Source organism: Acidovorax sp. ACV02 (assembly GCF_014851475.1).
In the GTDB taxonomy this organism is placed as follows: Bacteria; Pseudomonadota; Gammaproteobacteria; order Burkholderiales; family Burkholderiaceae_C; genus Acidovorax; species Acidovorax delafieldii.
This window is the reverse complement of sequence record NZ_JACUZU010000005.1, coordinates 316,483-335,170: the sequence shown is the minus strand read 5'-3', so window position 1 is coordinate 335,170 and position 18,688 is coordinate 316,483. Positions and strand designations below refer to the sequence as shown.

21 protein-coding genes are annotated in these 18,688 nt (G+C 65.9%); 8 read left to right on the top strand and 13 right to left on the bottom strand.

The features are described 5' to 3' along the window. Nucleotides 1-29 precede the first annotated feature (29 nt). The 13 genes from IB236_RS14400 to IB236_RS14340 form a co-directional block, all read right to left on the bottom strand. Nucleotides 30-986 (bottom strand): universal stress protein, encoded by a 957-nt coding sequence (locus tag IB236_RS14400; protein WP_192421249.1) that lies wholly within the window; start codon nucleotides 984-986, stop codon nucleotides 30-32. A gap of 123 nt (nucleotides 987-1,109) precedes the next feature. Beyond that, entirely contained in the window at nucleotides 1,110-1,514 is a 405-nt protein-coding gene (locus tag IB236_RS14395; protein ID WP_121943170.1) for a GreA/GreB family elongation factor, read from the bottom strand. Nucleotides 1,515-1,954: 440 nt separating this feature from the next. Then, complete coding sequence (locus tag IB236_RS14390) at nucleotides 1,955-2,170, bottom strand: molybdopterin-binding protein (RefSeq protein WP_015013774.1); 216 nt, start codon at nucleotides 2,168-2,170, stop codon at nucleotides 1,955-1,957. Nucleotides 2,171-2,230: 60 nt separating this feature from the next. Further along, nucleotides 2,231-3,040 carry an ATP-binding cassette domain-containing protein gene (locus tag IB236_RS14385; protein ID WP_056067467.1) on the bottom strand — a complete coding sequence of 270 codons (810 nt, stop codon included), beginning with the start codon at nucleotides 3,038-3,040 and terminating at the stop codon, nucleotides 2,231-2,233. Nucleotides 3,041-3,044: 4 nt separating this feature from the next. Continuing rightward, nucleotides 3,045-4,007 (bottom strand): aliphatic sulfonate ABC transporter substrate-binding protein, encoded by a 963-nt coding sequence (locus tag IB236_RS14380; RefSeq protein WP_192421248.1) that lies wholly within the window; start codon nucleotides 4,005-4,007, stop codon nucleotides 3,045-3,047. Between the two features lie 48 nt (nucleotides 4,008-4,055). Beyond that, on the bottom strand, nucleotides 4,056-4,922 hold the full coding sequence (gene ssuC / locus IB236_RS14375; RefSeq protein WP_056067463.1) for an aliphatic sulfonate ABC transporter permease SsuC: 867 nt from the start codon (nucleotides 4,920-4,922) through the stop codon (nucleotides 4,056-4,058). Next, nucleotides 4,919-5,293, bottom strand: a complete 375-nt coding sequence (locus IB236_RS14370; RefSeq protein WP_056744268.1) for a VOC family protein — start codon at nucleotides 5,291-5,293, stop codon at nucleotides 4,919-4,921. Before IB236_RS14370 ends, ssuC begins: the two co-directional genes overlap by 4 nt. 23 nt (nucleotides 5,294-5,316) lie before the next feature. Continuing rightward, nucleotides 5,317-6,480 carry an FMNH2-dependent alkanesulfonate monooxygenase gene (gene ssuD, locus IB236_RS14365; RefSeq protein ID WP_056744266.1) on the bottom strand — a complete coding sequence of 388 codons (1,164 nt, stop codon included), beginning with the start codon at nucleotides 6,478-6,480 and terminating at the stop codon, nucleotides 5,317-5,319. A gap of 46 nt (nucleotides 6,481-6,526) precedes the next feature. Next, on the bottom strand, nucleotides 6,527-6,667 hold the full coding sequence (locus IB236_RS14360) for a hypothetical protein (protein WP_165836556.1): 141 nt from the start codon (nucleotides 6,665-6,667) through the stop codon (nucleotides 6,527-6,529). A gap of 41 nt (nucleotides 6,668-6,708) precedes the next feature. Continuing rightward, nucleotides 6,709-7,680, bottom strand: a complete 972-nt coding sequence (locus IB236_RS14355) for a sulfonate ABC transporter substrate-binding protein (protein WP_056744263.1) — start codon at nucleotides 7,678-7,680, stop codon at nucleotides 6,709-6,711. Nucleotides 7,681-7,738: 58 nt separating this feature from the next. Continuing rightward, nucleotides 7,739-7,915: a hypothetical protein gene (locus IB236_RS14350; RefSeq protein WP_156379578.1), complete on the bottom strand. Its 177-nt coding sequence runs from the start codon at nucleotides 7,913-7,915 to the stop codon at nucleotides 7,739-7,741. Nucleotides 7,916-8,053: 138 nt separating this feature from the next. Beyond that, nucleotides 8,054-8,644: an NADPH-dependent FMN reductase gene (gene ssuE / locus IB236_RS14345; protein ID WP_056067455.1), complete on the bottom strand. Its 591-nt coding sequence runs from the start codon at nucleotides 8,642-8,644 to the stop codon at nucleotides 8,054-8,056. 176 nt (nucleotides 8,645-8,820) lie between these two features. Continuing rightward, nucleotides 8,821-9,843 carry a sulfate ABC transporter substrate-binding protein gene (locus tag IB236_RS14340; RefSeq protein WP_056744259.1) on the bottom strand — a complete coding sequence of 341 codons (1,023 nt, stop codon included), beginning with the start codon at nucleotides 9,841-9,843 and terminating at the stop codon, nucleotides 8,821-8,823. Nucleotides 9,844-10,001: 158 nt separating this feature from the next. Here IB236_RS14340 and IB236_RS14335 point away from each other — a divergent pair, with 158 nt between their 5' ends. From IB236_RS14335 to IB236_RS14300, 8 genes are all read left to right on the top strand, one after another. Next, nucleotides 10,002-10,274, top strand: coding sequence for an oxidative damage protection protein (locus IB236_RS14335; RefSeq protein WP_010461281.1), 273 nt, complete (start codon nucleotides 10,002-10,004; stop codon nucleotides 10,272-10,274). 297 nt (nucleotides 10,275-10,571) lie between these two features. Then, nucleotides 10,572-12,530, top strand: a complete 1,959-nt coding sequence (mnmC, locus tag IB236_RS14330) for an FAD-dependent 5-carboxymethylaminomethyl-2-thiouridine(34) oxidoreductase MnmC (protein ID WP_192421247.1) — start codon at nucleotides 10,572-10,574, stop codon at nucleotides 12,528-12,530. A 115-nt stretch (nucleotides 12,531-12,645) separates the two neighbouring features. Beyond that, a complete protein-coding gene (locus IB236_RS14325) occupies nucleotides 12,646-13,449 on the top strand; it encodes a sulfite exporter TauE/SafE family protein (RefSeq protein ID WP_192421246.1) in 804 nt (267 codons plus the stop codon). Between the two features lie 6 nt (nucleotides 13,450-13,455). Next, nucleotides 13,456-15,240 carry a nitrite/sulfite reductase gene (locus IB236_RS14320; RefSeq protein WP_192421245.1) on the top strand — a complete coding sequence of 595 codons (1,785 nt, stop codon included), beginning with the start codon at nucleotides 13,456-13,458 and terminating at the stop codon, nucleotides 15,238-15,240. A gap of 40 nt (nucleotides 15,241-15,280) precedes the next feature. Beyond that, a complete protein-coding gene (locus IB236_RS14315) occupies nucleotides 15,281-15,667 on the top strand; it encodes a DUF934 domain-containing protein (RefSeq protein WP_056745094.1) in 387 nt (128 codons plus the stop codon). 50 nt (nucleotides 15,668-15,717) lie between these two features. Continuing rightward, a complete protein-coding gene (locus tag IB236_RS14310; protein ID WP_192421244.1) occupies nucleotides 15,718-16,341 on the top strand; it encodes a phosphoadenosine phosphosulfate reductase family protein in 624 nt (207 codons plus the stop codon). Nucleotides 16,342-16,355: 14 nt separating this feature from the next. Then, a complete protein-coding gene (cysD, locus tag IB236_RS14305) occupies nucleotides 16,356-17,309 on the top strand; it encodes a sulfate adenylyltransferase subunit CysD (protein ID WP_056744248.1) in 954 nt (317 codons plus the stop codon). Next, entirely contained in the window at nucleotides 17,309-18,679 is a 1,371-nt protein-coding gene (locus IB236_RS14300; RefSeq protein WP_056744245.1) for a sulfate adenylyltransferase subunit 1, read from the top strand. Before cysD ends, IB236_RS14300 begins: the two co-directional genes overlap by 1 nt. Nucleotides 18,680-18,688: the final 9 nt, after the last annotated feature.

Here is an 18,688-nt window from a genome sequence, read left to right as displayed (position 1 = left end):
TCGGCAGGGCTGTCCGCAGGGCTCCTTCGTCATGTGCCACCCTGCAGCGCCGCAGGGTTGGGATGACTCGGCAGGCGCGGCTGGCCTGCCTTGACACGGCGCACGGGCAGATCGGTCGCCAGGCGCTTCAGGGCGGCTCCCCGGGATGCGGACTGAAAGCCGTGCGGTACCACCAGCACGTCCGTGCGGGCTTCATGGAGGATGCGTTGCGCAACGCTCTCGAACAGCCAGTCTGCGCACCGGGACGCGGGATGCTTGCCCACCACGATCAGGTCGGCCCCGGCCCCTTGCTGCGCCACCAGCACCTGCCGCGCCGGGTCGCCCCGGCCGATGGAGGATGAAAGCCGGTTGCGCCGCGCATCGTACGAGTCGGTCAGCGTGAACATGCGGTCTTGCGCATGGCGCCTGCATTGCTCGCGGTAGATCTGGATGGCGCGTGCCGACACTTCGGCATAACGCAGCTTGCCCTCGTTGGCAGTGCTGACGGCATGGAACAGTTCCACACGTGCGCGGGGGTGGAGCGCGAGGCCCAGCTCCACCAGGCGATGCGAAGCCTGAGAAAAGTCCACCGCCACCGTCAGGCTCTGGTAGGGCTGTGCCGCTGCGCTACGCACCACGATCACGGGGCGCTGGCAGGCACGGAGCAACTGGATCGCAGGGTGCGCGCCGAACCAGGCCCGCAACCCGCGCTGCGGGGCCATGCCCCACACCACAAGGTCGTGACCCGCTGCCGCGCGGGCGATATCCGCCACCGTGCAATCCATGCGTGTTCCGGCATCAACAGGAATCTGGTGGCGCTGCCGAATCTGCAGCGCATGGTGCAACAGTCGCACGGCCACGTCGGGTGGCGGCACTTCGCCGGGTTGGGAGAGATACACCAGCTGCAACGCAGCCCGATGCTCTGCGCCCAGCAGCGCTGCGCGCGCCAGCGCGTGCCCTCCCGGTTCAGAAAAATCGGTGACGGCAAGGATGGAACGAGGGGTCATGAGGGTACGTCCTTCTGTGGTGAACAACGCGCACTCCTCCAACGGCTGCCAGTGCGATTGGCGCCGGTCTGGTGAGAAGTGATCTGGTGGTACGGCCCGCAGCGGGCCGGCGTGCAAAGGCGACTAGGTGAGGTAGTCGCCCGTGGCCTCGGGCTGGTACTGGATGTTCTCGATGGTGGCGGAGCACTCTTCGCCATGGGGCGTTTGCCAACGGGCCACGTCCCCGGCCCGCAAGCCCAGCAGGCTGATGCCGACCGGCGACAGCACCGAGATGAAGCCCGCCGCAGGCTCGGCGTCCTGCGGGTAGCACAGGGTCAGCACCTGGCGCCGGTGGGTGTGCTGGTCCACCAGCTCCACGCGTGAATTCATGGTGACCACGTCGGCCCGCACGGTGCGCGGGCTGGTGATATCGGCGTTGGCCAGCAGGTCGTCCAGCAAGGGGGCTGGCCGGTTGCCGACCAGCTTGGTCAGGCGCGAATAGTCCAGGTCGGTGAGCGTGCGCTCGCCAGGGGTCACAACTGCATGCATACAAAGCACTCCATCGAATGCGGCGGTGCCCCGTGGGGACAAGACGGCCGCTACCGCGCTTGGCTGGTGCCCGGCGGTGGATGGTTGCGCTACAAGGGGATGAGGAGAGAGGGTGCCGCCGGGCTCAGGAATGTGCTGGCGTCAGCTGACGACGCGCGTTCTTCTTGGCCACCGCTCGCGCGCAGGCCGCTGCGCGGGGCAGCACAGCCAGGGCGGAAAAAGGGCAAACCAGAAGGGTCGTCATGGGCCCGAGTGTAGGCAACACGGGCGGTTCTGGGGGCAATAGCCCCAGGGTTCTTGCCAGATAGCGGCTGGCCCGTACTCGGACACGGCGGACGGCGCTCGCCCGCCAGGGGTACACGCAAGTCTGCGCAAAGGGGTGACGGTTACAGAGGCTGTGCAGAGCCGCACGGCATCAGGCCGTCGGCCCCGCGCCATCATCATAGCTTGGCGATGGACACCTCCGTGGACTTGACCAGTGCGACCACATCGGAACCCACGACCAGGCCCAGGTCGTCCACCGAACGGGTGGTGATGACGGAGGTGACGATGCCCCAGGGGGTTTCGACATCGACCTCAGAGACGACATCGCCGCGAATGATCTCGCGCACTTTGCCCTTGAACTGGTTGCGTACGTTGATGGCTTGAATGGACATGGGGTTCTCCTTGAATAGTCCGTTGAGAAATGAAAACAGTGGGTGAGAGAAACAAAAAAATCACACCGCCCAGCGCAGGCCATGCGCTGGCACACCTGGCCATGGCGCCTCGTGTGCGGGGTCGCCATCGGGCTTTTGCAGCACGCGGTCCAGGATGCGTTTTTCGATGGCAGCAAACGCGGCGTCACCGTGCGAACGGGGGCGTGGCAGGTCGATGCGCTGGTCCAGCGCGATCTGGCCGTCTTCGATCAGGATCACACGGTCGGCCAGGGCCACGGCCTCTTGCACGTCGTGGGTGACCAGCAATGCCGTAAAGCCGCTGGTGCGCCACAGGCCTTCGATGAGGCGGTGCATCTCGATGCGGGTCAGTGCGTCGAGCGCACCAAGGGGTTCGTCCAGCAGCAGCAGGCGCGGGTTGTGCACCAGCGCACGCGCCAGGGCCACGCGCTGGCGCTGGCCGCCCGACAGGCGTGCCGGCCATTCGCCCAGCCGGTCGCCCAGGCCCACGCGCGCCAGCACATCGGCCGCGGCGCCGCGCCGCTCGGGCGGCAGGCCCAGCGCCACGTTGTCAGCCACACGCTTCCAGGGCAAGAGGCGCGAGTCCTGGAACATGATGCGGGTGTCACCGCTCAGGCCCGTGATGTCCCGGCCGTCCAGGCGGATCGCGCCGCCAGAGACTGACTCCAGGCCCGCCACCAGACGCAGCAGCGTGCTCTTGCCGCAGCCACTGCGGCCCACAATCGCAACGAACTGGCCGGGTTCAATCGTGAGTTCGGTCTTCTTGAGGACATCGCGCGTGCCGTAGCGCTTGTCCACACTGCGCACTTCCAGGCGCACGCCCTGCGCTGTGTTGGGATCGTTCTGGCTCATGGCATCAGGCTCCGGGTTTGAAAAGAGGCACATCGAGGGCATTCACGCGCCTGGGCAGCAGCTTCTCGGCCAAAAAGGCGTCCGCAATGCGCTGTTGCTCGGCAAGGGCCGTGGGCACCACGGCGCGCACCTCATAGCTGCGGCGGCTATTGGCCAGCTCGATCACGCCCGCATCCAGCCCCCACACCGGTGCCAGCAGCGCGGCTGCGTCCTTGGGACTTTGCTTGACCCAGGCACCGGCCTTCTGCAGCTCGTGGAAGAACACACCGAGTACATCGGGTCGGGCCTTGGCATAGGAAGTCCCGGCCAGGTAATAGCGCTGGTAAGACGCCAGCTCACGCCCGTCGGCCAGCACCCGTACCGCCGACTGCTTTTGCACGGCGGCCAGGAACGGGTCCCACACCACCCAGGCATCAATGGCGCCACGCTCGAAGGCTGCACGGCCGTCGGCCGGCGTGAGGTAGGCGGGCTCGATATCCTTGAACGTCAGGCCGGACTTCTCCAGCGCTGCAATCAGCAAGAAGTGCACGCCCGCCGCCTTGGCAAAACCGATCTTCTTGCCCTTGAGGTCGGCCACGGTCTTGATGGGCGAATCGGCACGCACCACGATGGCCTGGGCGGCGGGCGATGGCGATTCCTGCGCCACGAAGGTCAGGTTGGCGCCGGCTGCCTGGGCGAAGACGGGCACGGTGTCGGCCACGTCGGCACTGACATCGATGTTGCCCAGGTTCAGGGCTTCGAGCAAAGGCAGGCCACTGGTGAACTCGTGCCACGAGACCTTGACGTTCAGCGGTGCCAGCAATTGCTCCAGCGTGCCCCGTGTTCGCAGGATGGTGGTGAGCGTGGATGATTTCTGCAAACCAATGCGCAGGGTCTCGGGCTTGCCTTGCGCCGCAGCAAAGCCGCTGGACAGGGCCGCGAGGGCACCGAGCACGGTACGCCGATGAATCAGGAAAGGAAGGGTCATGGTCGTGATGAATGCGTTGTAGGAATGTCGGAGTCAGGGCCCCGCAGCTCAAGCCGTCTGGTAGCCCGGGTGCCAGCGCAACCAGTAGCGCTCCAGCCCCTTGGCAAACACGTCAGCCAGCTTGCCCAGCAACGCGTACAGCAGGATGCCCACGAGCACGATGTCGGTTTGCAGGAACTCACGCGCATTCATCGTGAGGTAGCCAATACCCGCCTGTGCCGAAATGGTCTCTGCCACGATGAGGATCACCCACATCAGGCCGAGCGAGAAGCGCAGTCCCACCAGGATGCTCGACAAGGCGCCGGGCAGAATGATCTGGCGGTACAGCTGCCAGCGCCCGAGGCCGTAGGTGCGGCCCATCTCAATCAAGCCCGGGTCCACATTGCGGATGCCGTGGAAGGTGTTGAGATAGATCGGGAAAAACACCGACACGCTGATAAGGAACAGCTTGGCCGACTCGTCGATGCCGAACCACAGGATCACCAGCGGAATCAGCGCCAGCGCAGGGATGTTGCGCACCATCTGGATGGTGGAGTCGAGCAGCGTCTCGAACAGCTTGACCGAGCCGGTGAGCAGGCCCAGCAGCAATCCCAGGCCGCCCCCGATGGCCAGACCCGCCAGCGCCCTGCCTGCGCTGACCTTGACGTGGGTCCACAGCTCGCCGGACAGGGTCAACGTCCAGGCCGCCTTCACCACCTCCAGCGGCGCAGGCAACACGCGGGTGGACAGCCAGCCCGAAGAAGAGGCGATCTGCCACAACACGATGAGCCCTACAGGCACGGCCCAGGGCAGCAGACGCTGCGCCACGTTGGCCACAAAGCGGACCAGCGACGCTGGGAGCAAAGGCCCTTCGAGCGGGAGATCGACGGAGTCCGCCACAGGCGATATCTGCAGCTCTCGGGTGGTCTGTGTCATGGCGTGATGTCCTGTTCGTTATCGGGCTCCAGGAACTCCAGCTGGTTACCCGCCGGGTCCTTGACGTAAAAGCGCAGGTAGCCGGGCAGCGCGCGGTTTTCCACCAGCGGCAGCTCGGCCTGCAGCAGGCGGTGGCGCAGCGCGGGCAGGTCCTGCACCTCGAAGGCCAGGTGCGACACCGCAGGCGCCGGTTGCCAGTGCTCGGTAGGCACCAGATCGATGCGCTGGGTGCCCGCGGCAAACCGCAGCGTGTTACCGGCCTGCAGGCGCACCTCCGGCAGGCCCAGCAGGCTGGCGTAAAAGCGCCGGATGGGCGCCTCGGCCCCGGCCGGGAAGGCCAGTTGCACGTGGTTGATGGACTGGATGCTCATGGCATATCTCCTGCGGTGCCGATTCAGCTTTGCGACGCACGGGGCACAAAGTCATTGGCGACGGTCTCGCCAAACGGCCCCAGCGGGTTGCCGCCAGAGAGCTTCTCGCGCACGCCCACGGGCAGCAGCGGGAACACCAGCTCGGCAAACCGGTAAGCCTCTTCCAGGTGCGGGTAGCCCGAGAGCACAAAGGTGTCCAGCCCCAGCGCCGCGTATTCCTCGATGCGCGCCGCCACCGTTTCCGGGTCACCCACCAGCGCCGTGCCCGCACCACCACGCACCAGGCCCACACCAGCCCACAGGTTGGGGCTGATCTCCAGGTCGGCCCGGCTGCGCTTGACACCACCCGCATGCAGCTGTGCCATGCGGCGCTGGCCTTCGGAATCCATGCGTGAGAACACCGCCTGGGCACGCGCCACGGTCACGTCGTCCACATGGCTGATGAGTTCTTCTGCAGCGGCCCAGGCCTGGTCTTCGGTTTCGCGCACGATGACGTGCAGGCGGATGCCAAACTTGACCGTGCGGCCCCGCTTTGCAGCGCGGGCGCGCACGTCGGCCACCTTCTTGGCCACTTCGGCGGGGGGTTCACCCCAGGTCAGGTAGGTCTCCACCTGCTCGGCCGCCAGGTCGTGGGCGGCGTCGGACGACCCACCGAAGTACACCGGTGGGTGCGGCTGCTGCAAGGGCGGAAACAGCAGCTTTGCGCCCTTCACCGTGAGGTGCTTGCCCTCGTAGTCGAGGCTTTCGCCCTGGTGGCTGCGCGTGAGGATTTCGCGCCAGATGCGGATGAACTCGGCCGACTGCTCGTAGCGCGTGGCGTGGTCCAGAAACACGCCGTCGCCCTCCAGCTCGGCCTGATCGCCCCCGGTCACCAGGTTGATGAGCAGTCGCCCGCCCGAGAGCCGGTCGAACGTGGCCGCCATGCGTGCAGCCAGTGCGGGCTGGTGCAGGCCGGGGCGCACAGCCACCAGGAACTTGAGCTTCCTGGTCACGGCAAGCAGGCTGGACGCAACCACCCACGGGTCTTCGCAGGAGCGGCCGGTGGGTATCAGAACGCCCTCGTAGCCCAGGCTGTCAGCGGCAACCGCCACCTGCTGGAGATAGTCATGGCTGAGCTGGCGAGCGCCTTTGGCGGTGCCAAGGTAGCGGCTGTCGCCGTGGGTGGGAATGAACCAGAAGATTTGCATGGGACAGGTCTCTTCAAAACGGGATCTCAACGAGGTCCGAACGAAATCAGTAGGAGATGGCAAAGCCGAACTGGGGCGGGCGCAAGACTGCGCGCCGCTGCTGACCGTTCAGCCCCCAGGCGGTGGCCGTGACGCACAGAACGCGTCGCAGCTGGGCGTGCAACGGGAAAGGCATGGGCGCAGGCATGGCAAGCTCCTTGGAACGTGTTTGTGGTCTGGGTGGTGGGGTTACAGCAGATCGACCGGCGCGGCGTGCAGCAGGTTGAGCTTTTTGGGGATCAGCTTCAGGTCGAAGAAGGTGTCGGCAATGCCTTGCTGCTCGGCCAGGATCTCGCGCGTGACCGGGGCGGTGCCGAACTGCGCGCGGTTCAGGTACAGCTCGGTGATGGACTTGTCCAGCCCCAGCACGGCAGAGAGCTCTGCGGCTGCAGCCGCCTTGTTCTTGGACGCCCAGGTGTCAATCGCGTTGACCTCTTCGATCGCAATGCGCAACACATCGGTGTTCTTGGTCGCGAAGTCGCGCGAGGTGAAGTAATAGGCGCGGTTGTTGACCACACCCGTGGCGTCGGCCAGCAGGCGGGCATCCAGCGTCTTCTGGGCGGCAGCGAGGAACGGGTCCCAGATGATCCAGGCATCGACAGCGCCCTTTTCAAACGCGGCGCGCGCGTCGGCTGGGGCCAGGAAGACAGACTGCACGTCGCCGTATTTGAGACCGTTCTTCTCCAGCAGCTTGACCAGGAAATACTGCACGTTGGAGCCCTTGTTGTAGGCCACGCGCTTGCCCTTGAGGTCGGCCACGCTGCGGATCGGGGAGTCCTTGGGCACGATCACGGCCTCCAGCGCGGGGCGCGGCACCGTGGCGCCAGCGTAGACCAGCGGCGCGCCAGCGGCCTGGGCGAAGATGGGCGGGGCTTCGCCCACGTCGCCGAAGTCGATGGAGCCGACGTTGAGCGCTTCCAGCTGCACGGGGCCGGCGTTGAACTCGGTCCAGGTGACCTTCACGCCCAGCGGGGCCAGTCGCTTTTCGAGCGTGCCACGGCCCTTGAGGATGGAAAGCCAGCCCTTTTGGTGGCCCACGCGCAGCACGCGGCCGGGCGCAGTCGTTTGTGCAAGGGCCGGGGCCCCCGTGACGCCGAGAGCGGCGGCGGCCAGACCGGTGAGCAGCGCCTGGCGGCGATGAAGAGAGAAAGGTTTCGTCATGGTGATGGTTTGTTTCTAGAAAAATGGGGCGGCAAAAAGAGGCCAAAACTGCGGGAATTCAGCCCGCGACAGGCACCACCGGCATGAGCAAGAAGGCACCGATGACCACAAGCGAAGCCACCACCAGCAAGGCAACACCCAGCCAGCGCAGGGCGTCGCGCAAACCCAGGGGACGGTCTTCGAGGACCGATGGAGCCTGTGGCTGTGCGGACAGAGGGATTGCGTCACCGGACATGAACAGCACCTTTTTTTGTACAAGCAGGCAACAGCCCACCCTGCCTGCGCTCAGCGGGCATTACCAGGAAAACAATGGAAAGGAGGAAGGCGGGCGGAGCGTGGGCACCCGCGGCCAGGGCCGCAGGCGCGCGGTCCGTCAGACGCTACATCGCACTTGCGAGAAATGCACGGGCGCGAACCGTGTGGCCTGGGCGGGCGATGGGCGAAGGGTTTCGGTGACCAGCACGTTCACCGCGTCATCCAGCCGGGCGGCAATGTCGGCCTGCACGTGGTAGGTGCCCTCGGGCGTCAGCGTGACCTGGGCGTCGGTGGCGTAGATGCCGGGCAGGATGCTCTTGGCACCCAGCGACTGCAGCACGGGGCGCAGCGCATAGTCCAGCGCCAGCATGTGGTGCGGGCTGCCGCCCGTGGCCAGGGGCAGCACAGTCTTGCCCTTGAGTGCTGTCTGCGGCAACAAATCCAGAAACACTTTGAGCACGCCGCTGTACGCCGCCTTGTAGACGGGCGTAGCCACCACCAGCACGCTGGCATCTGCCACCTGGTCAATCGCCTTCACCACGGTGGGATGGCCAAAATCGGCCAGCAACAGCGCCTGGGGCGACAGGTCGCGGATATGGACGCGATCCACCAGCGCGCCGCGCACCGACAGGCGCTGGGCCACGGCGTCGAGCAAGGCGGCGGAGCGGGAGCGCTCTGAAGGGCTGCCAGCGATGAGCAAGGCGGACATGGTGTTGGTTCCTTTGTTACTACTGTTTTGATAGCTACCAGCGCATGACGGACTAGCGCTTGAGCTTGTTTTTCTTATAAAAAGGACAAACAACGCCCCGCCCGGCCCGTTGGGACCAGGGTTCTTCCATGGTGGCGGAGCATCACCCCAGCCACCTTCGGGGCGGTTGGGCCTGCTTACTTGCGCGTGTAGATCTGATCGAAACTCGCGTTGTCCGCAAAATGGTCCTTGGCAGCCTTGTCCCAGCCACCGAACGCGTCGTTGATGGTGAACAGGTTCAGCTTGGGGAACTGCTTGGCGTACTTGGCCTTGGCCTTGTCAGAGACTGCGGGGCGGTAAAAATGTTTGCCCGCAATGTCCTGGCCTTCTTCGGTGTACAGGTACTGCAGATAGGCCTCGGCCACGGCACGCGTGCCCTTCTTGTCCACGTTCTTGTCCACCACCGACACGGCGGGCTCTGCCAGGATGGAGATAGACGGCGCGATCACGTCGAACTTGGTGCCGAATTCCTTTTCGAGCAGGTAGGCCTCGTTCTCCCACGCAATCAGCACGTCGCCCTGGTTGCGCTGCGCAAACGTGATGGTGGAGCCGCGTGCGCCGGTGTCGAGCACGGGCACGTTGCCGTACAGCTTGGCCACGAAGTCCTTGGCCTTGGCGTCGCCACCGTACTTGCGCTTGGCGAATTCCCACGCTGCCAGGTAGTTCCAGCGGGCGCCTCCCGAGGTCTTGGGGTTGGGCGTGATCACTTTCACATCGGGGCGCACCAGGTCGTCCCAGTCTTTGATGCCCTTGGGGTTGCCCTGGCGCACCACCAGCACGATGGTGGAGGTGTAGGGCGAGCTGTTGTGCGGCAGGCGCTTTTGCCAGTCTTTCGGGATCCAGCCTCCGTTGGTGTGCAGCGCATCGGTGTCGCCCGCCAGCGCCAGGGTGGCCACGTCGGCGTCCAGCCCGTCGATGATGGAGCGCGCCTGCTTGCCCGAGCCGCCGTGGCTTTGCTTGATGGTCACGTCCTGGCCGGTCTTGGCCTTCCAGTGCTTGGCAAAGGCCTGGTTGAACTCCACGTACAGCTCGCGGGTCGGGTCGTACGACACATTGAGCAGCGTCACAGACTGTGCAAACGACGGCAATGCCGTCAGGGCCAAACTGCCCACCAGGGCAGCGGCGAAGGGAAACTTGATAAAGTCGCGGCGAAAGTTCATGGAGGGGCCTCTTTTTGTGAATGTGTTGCGGTGCAAATCACCGATGGAACGCATTCTGGAAGGCCCTCTTCAAAACTGGAACTACTGAGATTTCAGTTCTTAATATCCAAATCATCTGAGCGAAGCCTTTTTCGCTCGCCCCACACCAAGGACATCCCATGGCACGCACCGTTCAATGCATCAAGCTCGGCAAGGAAGCCGAAGGCCTCGACTTCCCCCCCTACCCCGGCGAACTGGGCAAACGCATCTGGGAAAGCGTGAGCAAGGAAGCCTGGGCCGGCTGGCTCAAGCACCAGACCATGCTGGTCAATGAAAACCGCCTGAACCTGGCCGATGCGCGCGCCCGCCAGTACCTGGCACGCCAGATGGAAAACCACTTTTTTGGTGGCGGCGCAGACGCCGCGGCGGGCTACGTCCCGCCCAGCGCGTAACGGGGCGACGCGAAGTGCAGCGCTGCAAAAAGTGGTTTCGCCAAAACCATTTCTTTGGCGGCGGCGCAGACGCCGCGGCGGGATACGTCCCGCCCAGTGCGTAATGGAGCGAAGCGCAGTGCAGCGCTGCAAAAAGTGGTTTCGCTAAAACCACTTTTTTGGCAGCGGTGCTGACGCTGCGGCGGGATATGTCCCGCCCGGCACGTGACGCAACGCAACACACCCCGGAGCGGTTCGCGGTAAAAACCGCCTTCCCTTTCCAACAGGCCGGCGCCACGCCGGCCTTTTGCCGTCCACATGACTGAACCCATCGAGTGGCTGCCGGATGGCACCCCCTACAGCCCCCGCTTCGGCGACCGCTACCACAGCGAAAACGGCGGCCTCACCCAGGCCCGCCGCGTGTTTCTGCACGGCTGTGGCCTGCCCGAGGCCTGGGCGGGGCAATCGCAGTGGCGCATTCTGGAGACCGGGTTTGGCTTTGGCCTGAATTTCCTGGTGACCTGGGCCGCCTGGCGGGCTGACCCGCAGCGCCCCACGCTGCTGCACTTCGTATCGACAGAAGCCTGGCCCGTGAGTGCAGCCGATCTGCTGCGTGCCACCTCGGTCCACTCTGAGCTGGCGCCGCTGGCTGAGGCATTGCACCGCCAGTGGTGGGGCCTGCTGCCGGGCGTGCACCGCCTGCGTTTTGATGAAGGCCGGGTGCTGCTCACCCTGTATGTGGGCGACACCCAGGCCATGCTGCGCCAGCAGAACCTGACGGTGGACTCCATCTACCTCGACGGCTTCAGCCCCCAGCGCAACCCCGAAAGCTGGGACCTGCACACTCTGAAGGCCGTGGCGCGCTCTTGCCGTCGCGGTACACAGCTCGCCACCTGGACCATCGCACGCGCCGTGCGCGATGCCCTGGCGCAATGCGGCTTTGAAGTGACCCGCGTGCCCGGCGTGCCGCCCAAGCGCGACAACCTGCATGCCACCTTCAACCCGCGCTGGGAGCCGCGCACCCCGCGCCAGCCCGGGGCGACACCGGAGCCGTCTCTGCCCGGCCCCTGCATCGTGATCGGTGGCGGCATTGCAGGTGCCGCCGCCGCCGCCAGCCTGGCCCGACGCGGCTGGCAGGTCACTGTGCTGGACCAGGCCGCCGAGCCCGCCGCAGGCGCGTCCGCCCTGCCCGCCGGGGTCTTCGCGCCCCATGTGTCGCCCGACGACAGTGTGCTGTCGCGCCTGTCGCGCAGCGGCATCCGCTCCACGCTGGAGCAGGCCCGCTGGTTGCTGAACGAGGGGGTGGACTGGGCGCATTGCGGCGTGCTGGAGCATCGCACTGACGGCAGCCCCGGCCTGTCACCCGATTGGACACAAGGGCCGGGGGCCGCCTGGAGCGAGCCTGCGCCCCCCGCTGCCCTGGCGGCTGCCCAGTTACCGCCCGACGCAACCGCCTGCTGGCACCACCAGGCGGGCTGGGTGCGCCCGGCGCGCCTGGCCAGGGCCTTGCTGGGCCAACCTGGCATCCAATGGCGGGGAAATTGCGCGGTGGCCCAGCTGCGGCGCGTGGAGACACCCGCCACGACGCACAGTCCGGCCATCACCACGTGGCAAGTGATCGATGCCCACGGCCAAGTGCTGGCCGAGGCGCCCACCGTGGTCATTGCTGCAGGCGCCGGCAGCGCGGCGCTGCTGAACCACCGCTGGCCCCTGCAGCCGGTGCGCGGCCAGGTGTCGTGGGGCGTGCACGCCGACCCTGCAACACCGCAGCTGCCATTGATTCCGTTCCCGGCCAACGGCAACGGCAATCTGGTGCCCCGTTTCCCCCTGGGCGACCAAGCCGACGGGGATCAAGGCTGGGTGATGGGCTCGACGTTCGAACGCGATGTGCAGGCCCTGCCGCCCAGCACAGCCGACATCCACACCGCCCATGCCACCAACTGGGCCAAGCTGCAGGGCCTGCTGCCCGGCATCGCGCCCCAGCTGGAGCCTTTGTTCACCCAGGCGCTGGCCGTGTCGGCGCCTCAGCCCGCCCCGGGCGAGTCCCCCGCTCTGCGCACCTGGGCCGCCGTTCGCTGCACCGCGCCCGACCGGCTGCCTCTCGTGGGCCCGGTGGATGCGGTCCACCTGCCGGGCCTGTGGGCCAGCACGGCCATGGGCGCACGGGGGTTGACACTGGCGCTGTTGTGCGGCGAACTGCTGGCTGCCCGAGTGCAGGGCGAGCCCCTGCCGCTCGATGCGAAGCTGGCCCGGGCCTTGGGCACTGAGCGTTTGTAAGCGGTTCAAAAGCCTTTTGGAAAACCACACCAGCACTTGCTTATAAGCAAATAGGCATATTGGCAGAGCAAAACAATAGTTTGCATCCATAAGCACGTCCCCTACATTCACCCCCATGTATGAATTGGCGTTTGTTTTTGCGGGCTTTGCCGTCGGGCTCATCGTTGGCCTGACCGGTGTGGGCGGCGGCTCGCTCATGACGCCGATCCTGATCTTCTTCTTCGGCATCAAGCCCCACATGGCGGTCGGCACCGACCTGCTGTTCGCGGCCTTCACCAAAATGGGCGGCACCGTGAGCCTGGCCCGCCAACGGCTGGTGCCCTGGAAAGTGGTGGGCCAGTTGTGCGCCGGCAGCATTCCGGCGGCGCTGCTGGCGCTGTGGGCGCTGAAAGTCCTGGGGCCCGCCAGCGGCACGGCGCAGGCCATCATGACCACCACGCTGGGCTTCGCCCTGCTGCTCACGGCGGCGGCCACGCTCTACAAGGTGGTGGCGTTTTCTGCCCAGCGCCAGGCAGCCGAAGCCGCTGCCCGCAAAAGCCACACCGGAGACCCCACCCGCCCCCGCCACTGGAGCCTGCCGGTGCTGCTGGGCGCCGTGATCGGCACGCTGGTGACCTTTACCTCGGTGGGCGCAGGCGCCATCGGCGTCACGGTGCTGTTGCTCGTCTACCCCATGCTGCCGCTGCCACGCATCATCGGTGCCGACATTGCCTACGCCGTGCCGCTGACCCTGGTGGCGGGCCTGGGCCACGCATCCCTGGGCTCGGTGGACTGGCCTTTGCTTGCACAATTGCTGGCTGGCTCGCTGCCGGGCATCTGGCTGGGCTCTCGCCTCGTCGCCCGTACTCCTGAGCGCCTGATTCGCTCCGCCTTGTCCATTCTGCTGGCCTGGGCAGGCTTCAAACTGATTCTGATCTGAGCCCCTATGTACCAATACACCGCTTTCGACACCCAGTTCGTGAAACAGCGTGCCGCACAGTTCCGTGACCAGCTCACGCGCTGGCAGACGGGCAAGCTGAGCGAGGACGACTTCCGCCCCCTGCGCCTGCAAAACGGCTGGTACGTGCAGCGCTACGCCCCCATGCTGCGCGTGGCCGTGCCCTACGGCGAGATCGCCAGCCGCCAGCTGCGCGTGCTGGCGCAGATTGCCCGTGAATACGACGAGCCCGAAGCCGCCGTCTTCAAGGCCGCCATGGAAGGCCAGGGCAAGCTGGGCACCACGTTCCTGCCCACGCACTGCGCCCACTTCACCACCCGCACCAATGTGCAGTTCAACTGGATTCCGCTGTCCAAAAGCGCCGACGTGATGGACCTGCTCGCCAGCGTGAACCTGCACGGCATCCAGACCAGCGGCAACTGCATCCGCAACACCACCACCGACGCGCTGGCAGGCATCGCCGTGGACGAGATCGTGGACCCCCGCCCCTATGCGGAGCTGATCCGCCAGTGGTCCACGCTGCACCCCGAGTTCGCGTTTTTGCCCCGCAAGTTCAAGATCGCCATCACTGGCGCCAAGGACGACCGTGCGGCCACCGGCTGGCACGACGTGGGCCTGCACCTGGTCAAGAACGATGCGGGTGAGATCGGCTTCAAGGTGTTTGTGGGCGGCGGCATGGGCCGCACGCCAGTCATCGGCACCGTAATCCGCGAGTTCCTGCCCTGGAACCAGATCATGAATTACATCGAGGCCATCGTGCGCGTGTACAACGAGCATGGCCGCCGCGACAACAAGTACAAGGCCCGCATCAAGATTCTGGTGAAGTCCGAAGGCCAGCAGTACATCGACGACGTGGAAGCCGAGTACCGCCAGATCGTGGAGATTGACGGCGGCCCCCACACCATCCCGCAGGCCGAATTTGACCGTGTGGCCGCATGCTTTGTGCCACCCAAGCTGGCCGACATCGCTGACGTGGCACCTGCAGCCTTGCAGGCATCGCTGGATGCACAGGCGGCAGAGCATGTGATGTTTGGCCGCTGGCTCAAGCGCAATGTGCACGCCCACCAAAACGCTCAGCTGCGCGCCGTCACGCTGTCCTTCAAGCGCCCCGGCCAGTCGCCCGGCGACGCCACCAGCGACCAGCTCATTGCACTGGCCGACCTGGTGGACAAATACTCCGCCGGCGAAGCCCGCGTGACGCACGACCAAAACGTGCTGCTGCCCTGGGTGCACGCCAGCCGCCTGTTTGACCTGTGGCAAGAAGCCAAGGCCCTGGGCCTGGCCAGCGCCAACGTGCAGCTGCTGACCGACATGATCGCCTGCCCCGGCGGCGACTTCTGCGCGCTGGCCAACGCCCGCTCACTGCCGATTGCCGAGGCCATCACCCAGCGCTACCAGGACCTGGACGAGCTGGATGACATCGGCGAGATCGACCTGCACATCAGCGGCTGCATCAACAGCTGCGGCCACCACCACAGCGGCCATATCGGCATCCTGGGCGTCGATAAAGACGGCAAAGAGTGGTACCAGGTCACGCTGGGCGGCTCCGACGGCTCTGACCTGTCGGGCGCTGCCGTGGCCGGCAAGGTGATTGGCCCGTCGTTCTCGGCGGCCGAAGTTCCGGATGTGATCGAGGCCGTGCTCGGCACCTACCGCGACCTGCGCGAAAGCGGCGAGACCTTCCAGAACACCGTGCGCCGCACTGGCCTCGACCCGTTCAAGGAAGCCGCCAAGCAGGCACGCCACAAAGAACCAGAAACCGCTGCCGCCTGAGCCCCGCAGCGCCGTACAGCACAGCCCCACAGACATGATGTTGAAACTAATCGCCGCCCAAGACCACCAGCCGCCTGCCGATGGCGACGCCCGCGCCGTGGCCCTGCCCAACGATGCCGATGCGCTGGCCCTGCCGCTCGATGGCGTGGACCGTGTGGATCTGCACTTCCCCAACTTCACCGATGGCCGCGCATTCAGCCAGGCCTTCTTGCTGCGCCGCCGCCGTGGCTTTACCGGCGAGATCCGCGCCACCGGCGATGTGCTGATCGATCAGCTGGTGCAGATGCAACGCACGGGCTTTTCCAGCGCCGTGCTGCGCGAGGGCGTGGACGCTGCCGATGCGCAGCGCCAGTTTGAACGCTTCCCTGGCTTCTACCAGGGCGACGCAGTGAACCCCCAACCCCTGTTTGCCGCCCAGGCCGCCTGACAGGCGCACTGCCCGCGCGCCCGCTGCACCAAAACACGAGCCCCCTCACCATGAGCCAAATCGATCTCGCACGCATCAACACCGACCTGGGACGCAACGCGCCCGCCCTGGTGGAATGGGCCCTGGGCCTGGGCAAGACCAGCATCGTCACCACCAACTTCCGCCCCTTCGAAGCCGTGATCCTGCACATGGTCACGCAGGTGAATCCTGAAGTGCCCGTGGTCTGGATGGACAACGGCTACAACACCGAAGCCACCTACCGCTTTGCCGACGAAGTGACCCAGCAGCTGGGGTTGAAGCTGAAGATCTACCTGCCCCTGCGCTCGCGCGCCCACCGCGAAGCGGTGGACGGCCCTACGCCCGCGCTGGACGACCCACGCCACGCCGCCTTCACCGAAGAGGTGAAGCTGGAGCCTTTTGCCCGCGCCCTGCGCGAGACCGCGCCGCAAGTCTGGTTCACTGCGCTGCGCGCCACCGACACCGCCGTGCGCGCGCAGATGGACCCGGTGAGCATCAACCCCGACGGCCTCATCAAGGTCGCTCCACTGCTGCACTGGTCGTCCAAAGACCTGCACGAGTACTGCGTGAAACACGGCCTGCCCAACAACTTCGACTACGTGGACCCCACCAAGGGCGAAGACAACCGCGAGTGTGGCCTGCATATTGCCCACTGACCCCAGGTCCGACCATGAATGCCCGCACCGACTCAGCGCTGCTTGAGAAAACCAACAACATGAGCTACCACCTCAACAACTCCCACCTCGACGCCCTGGAAGAAGAAACCATCTTCATCCTGCGCGAAGTCGCCGCCGCCTTCGAGCGCCCCGCCCTGCTGTTCTCGGGCGGCAAGGATTCGCTGGTCATGCTCAAGTGCGCAGAGAAGGCCTTTGGCGCGGGCCGCATCCCTTACCCGCTCTTGATGATCGACACGGGCCACAACTTTCCTGAAGTGACGGACTTCCGCGACTTCCGGGCGAAGGAGCTGGGCGCCGAACTCATCGTGCGCAGCGTGGAAGATTCGATGGCGCGCGGCACCGTGCGCCTGGCCCACCCCGGCGAATCGCGCAACGTGCACCAGTCGGTCACGCTGCTCGAGGCCATCGAGGAATTCCGCTTCGACGCGCTGATCGGCGGCGCCCGCCGCGACGAGGAAAAGGCCCGCGCCAAGGAGCGCATCTTTTCGCACCGCGACAGCTTCGGCCAATGGCAGCCCAAGGCCCAGCGCCCCGAGCTGTGGACCCTGTTCAACACCCGCCTGCAGCCCGGCGAGCACTTCCGCGTTTTCCCCATCAGCAACTGGACCGAGCTGGACGTGTGGCAGTACATCGACCGCGAGCAGATCGGCCTGCCCAGCATCTACTACACGCACAAGCGCCAGGTGGTGGACAAGAAGGGCCTGCTGATGCCGGTGACCGAGCTGACCCCGCCGCGTGAGGGCGATATGGTGGAAACGCGCGATGTGCGCTTCCGCACCGTGGGCGACATCACCTGCACCGCCCCCGTGGAAAGCACCGCAGCCACCCCGGCCGAGATCGTCATCGAGACCTTGGCCGCCGACGTGAGCGAGCGTGGCGCCACACGCATGGACGACAAGACATCGGATGCTTCGATGGAGAAGCGCAAGAAGGACGGGTATTTCTGATGACCGCTATCAATTCAATAGCTACTGGCGCAAACAACACTAGCGCTACCGGCCAAAACGACCATATTTCCGCCCTCAAGTTCATCACTTGCGGCTCCGTCGATGACGGCAAGAGCACGCTGATCGGCCGCCTGCTGGTGGACAGCAAGGCCGTGCTGCAAGACCACTTGGCCGGCGTTCAGCGCCAGGGTGAGACCGACCTGGCCCTGCTGACCGACGGCCTTTCCGCCGAGCGCGAGCAAGGCATCACCATCGACGTGGCCTACCGCTACTTCGCCACGGAAGAGCGCAAGTTCATCATTGGCGACGCGCCCGGCCATGAGCAGTACACCCGCAACATGGTGACGGCCGCCAGCAGTGCCGACGCCGCCGTGGTACTGGTCGATGCGACCAAGCTCGACTGGAAGAACCCCGGCCTCGCATTGCTGCCGCAGACGCGCCGCCACAGCCTGCTGGCCCATTTGCTGCGCGTGCACTCGCTGGTGTTTGCCGTGAACAAGCTGGACGCGGTGGAAGCCCCCGCGCTGGCCTGGAAGCATATTCAAGGCGCACTGCAGGCCTTTGCCCAGGCGGCAGGCATCACCGTGCGCGCCATGGTGCCGGTCTCCGCCCTCAAGGGCTGGAACGTGGTGGACGCCCACGCAGGCTGGTGCGGCTATGACGGTCCTACCCTGCTGCAAGTCTTGGAAGAACTGCCCAACACCCCCGCCGACACAGCGCTGGCACCTGCCTTCCCGGTGCAGTGGGTCGAGAAGTTCTCGTCCTCGTCGGACACCAGCCAGGGCCGCCGCGTGTTCTGGGGCCGCGTGGCCGCCGGCAGTTTTGCGCCCGGCACGGCGGTGCAGATTTTCCCCAGCGGCCAGCTCGCCACGGTGGCCCAGGTGCTGGACCACGCCCGCCACCCCAAAGACGTGCCCGCAGGCACCAGCGCGGGCATCATCCTGGACCGCGAGGTGGACGTATCGCGCGGCGACTGGATTTTGGCAGCGCCCACACCCGCAGCAGCCCCAGCCGATGACGACTTTGGCGACACGCCCGCCGCCACCCCGGCCTGGCCCGCCAGCCGCGAGCTGCGCACTACCGTCGCCTGGATGGACGACGAGCCGCTGGTTGCAGGCCGCGTGTATTGGGCGCTCCACGGCCACCGCTGGGTCAAGGCCAAGGTCAAGGCCGTGGTGCACAAGCTCAACATCAACACGCTGGCCGAAGAAGCCGCCACACAGCTCGATCCCAATGCCATAGGCCATGTGGACCTGCTGCTGCAGGAGGCGATTCCCGCCGCAGCATTCAGCCAGGCCCGCGTGCTGGGCTCGCTGATTCTGGTGGACACCGCCAGCCACAAAACCGCTGGCGCCGTGCTCGTCAACTGATCCAGATCA

Bases quoted from the DNA above. Each gene is read 5' to 3' on its own strand.
- IB236_RS14400 (WP_192421249.1), bottom strand. From the start codon at position 986: ATGACCCCTCGTTCCATCCTTGCCGTCACCGATTTTTCTGAACCGGGA.
- IB236_RS14395 (WP_121943170.1), bottom strand. From the start codon at position 1,514: ATGCATGCAGTTGTGACCCCTGGCGAGCGCACGCTCACCGACCTGGAC.
- IB236_RS14390 (WP_015013774.1), bottom strand. From the start codon at position 2,170: ATGTCCATTCAAGCCATCAACGTACGCAACCAGTTCAAGGGCAAAGTG.
- IB236_RS14385 (WP_056067467.1), bottom strand. From the start codon at position 3,040: ATGAGCCAGAACGATCCCAACACAGCGCAGGGCGTGCGCCTGGAAGTG.
- IB236_RS14380 (WP_192421248.1), bottom strand. From the start codon at position 4,007: ATGACCCTTCCTTTCCTGATTCATCGGCGTACCGTGCTCGGTGCCCTC.
- ssuC (WP_056067463.1), bottom strand. From the start codon at position 4,922: ATGACACAGACCACCCGAGAGCTGCAGATATCGCCTGTGGCGGACTCC.
- IB236_RS14370 (WP_056744268.1), bottom strand. From the start codon at position 5,293: ATGAGCATCCAGTCCATCAACCACGTGCAACTGGCCTTCCCGGCCGGG.
- ssuD (WP_056744266.1), bottom strand. From the start codon at position 6,480: ATGCAAATCTTCTGGTTCATTCCCACCCACGGCGACAGCCGCTACCTT.
- IB236_RS14360 (WP_165836556.1), bottom strand. From the start codon at position 6,667: ATGCCTGCGCCCATGCCTTTCCCGTTGCACGCCCAGCTGCGACGCGTT.
- IB236_RS14355 (WP_056744263.1), bottom strand. From the start codon at position 7,680: ATGACGAAACCTTTCTCTCTTCATCGCCGCCAGGCGCTGCTCACCGGT.
- IB236_RS14350 (WP_156379578.1), bottom strand. From the start codon at position 7,915: ATGTCCGGTGACGCAATCCCTCTGTCCGCACAGCCACAGGCTCCATCG.
- ssuE (WP_056067455.1), bottom strand. From the start codon at position 8,644: ATGTCCGCCTTGCTCATCGCTGGCAGCCCTTCAGAGCGCTCCCGCTCC.
- IB236_RS14340 (WP_056744259.1), bottom strand. From the start codon at position 9,843: ATGAACTTTCGCCGCGACTTTATCAAGTTTCCCTTCGCCGCTGCCCTG.
- IB236_RS14335 (WP_010461281.1), top strand. From the start codon at position 10,002: ATGGCACGCACCGTTCAATGCATCAAGCTCGGCAAGGAAGCCGAAGGC.
- mnmC (WP_192421247.1), top strand. From the start codon at position 10,572: ATGACTGAACCCATCGAGTGGCTGCCGGATGGCACCCCCTACAGCCCC.
- IB236_RS14325 (WP_192421246.1), top strand. From the start codon at position 12,646: ATGTATGAATTGGCGTTTGTTTTTGCGGGCTTTGCCGTCGGGCTCATC.
- IB236_RS14320 (WP_192421245.1), top strand. From the start codon at position 13,456: ATGTACCAATACACCGCTTTCGACACCCAGTTCGTGAAACAGCGTGCC.
- IB236_RS14310 (WP_192421244.1), top strand. From the start codon at position 15,718: ATGAGCCAAATCGATCTCGCACGCATCAACACCGACCTGGGACGCAAC.
- cysD (WP_056744248.1), top strand. From the start codon at position 16,356: ATGAATGCCCGCACCGACTCAGCGCTGCTTGAGAAAACCAACAACATG.
- IB236_RS14300 (WP_056744245.1), top strand. From the start codon at position 17,309: ATGACCGCTATCAATTCAATAGCTACTGGCGCAAACAACACTAGCGCT.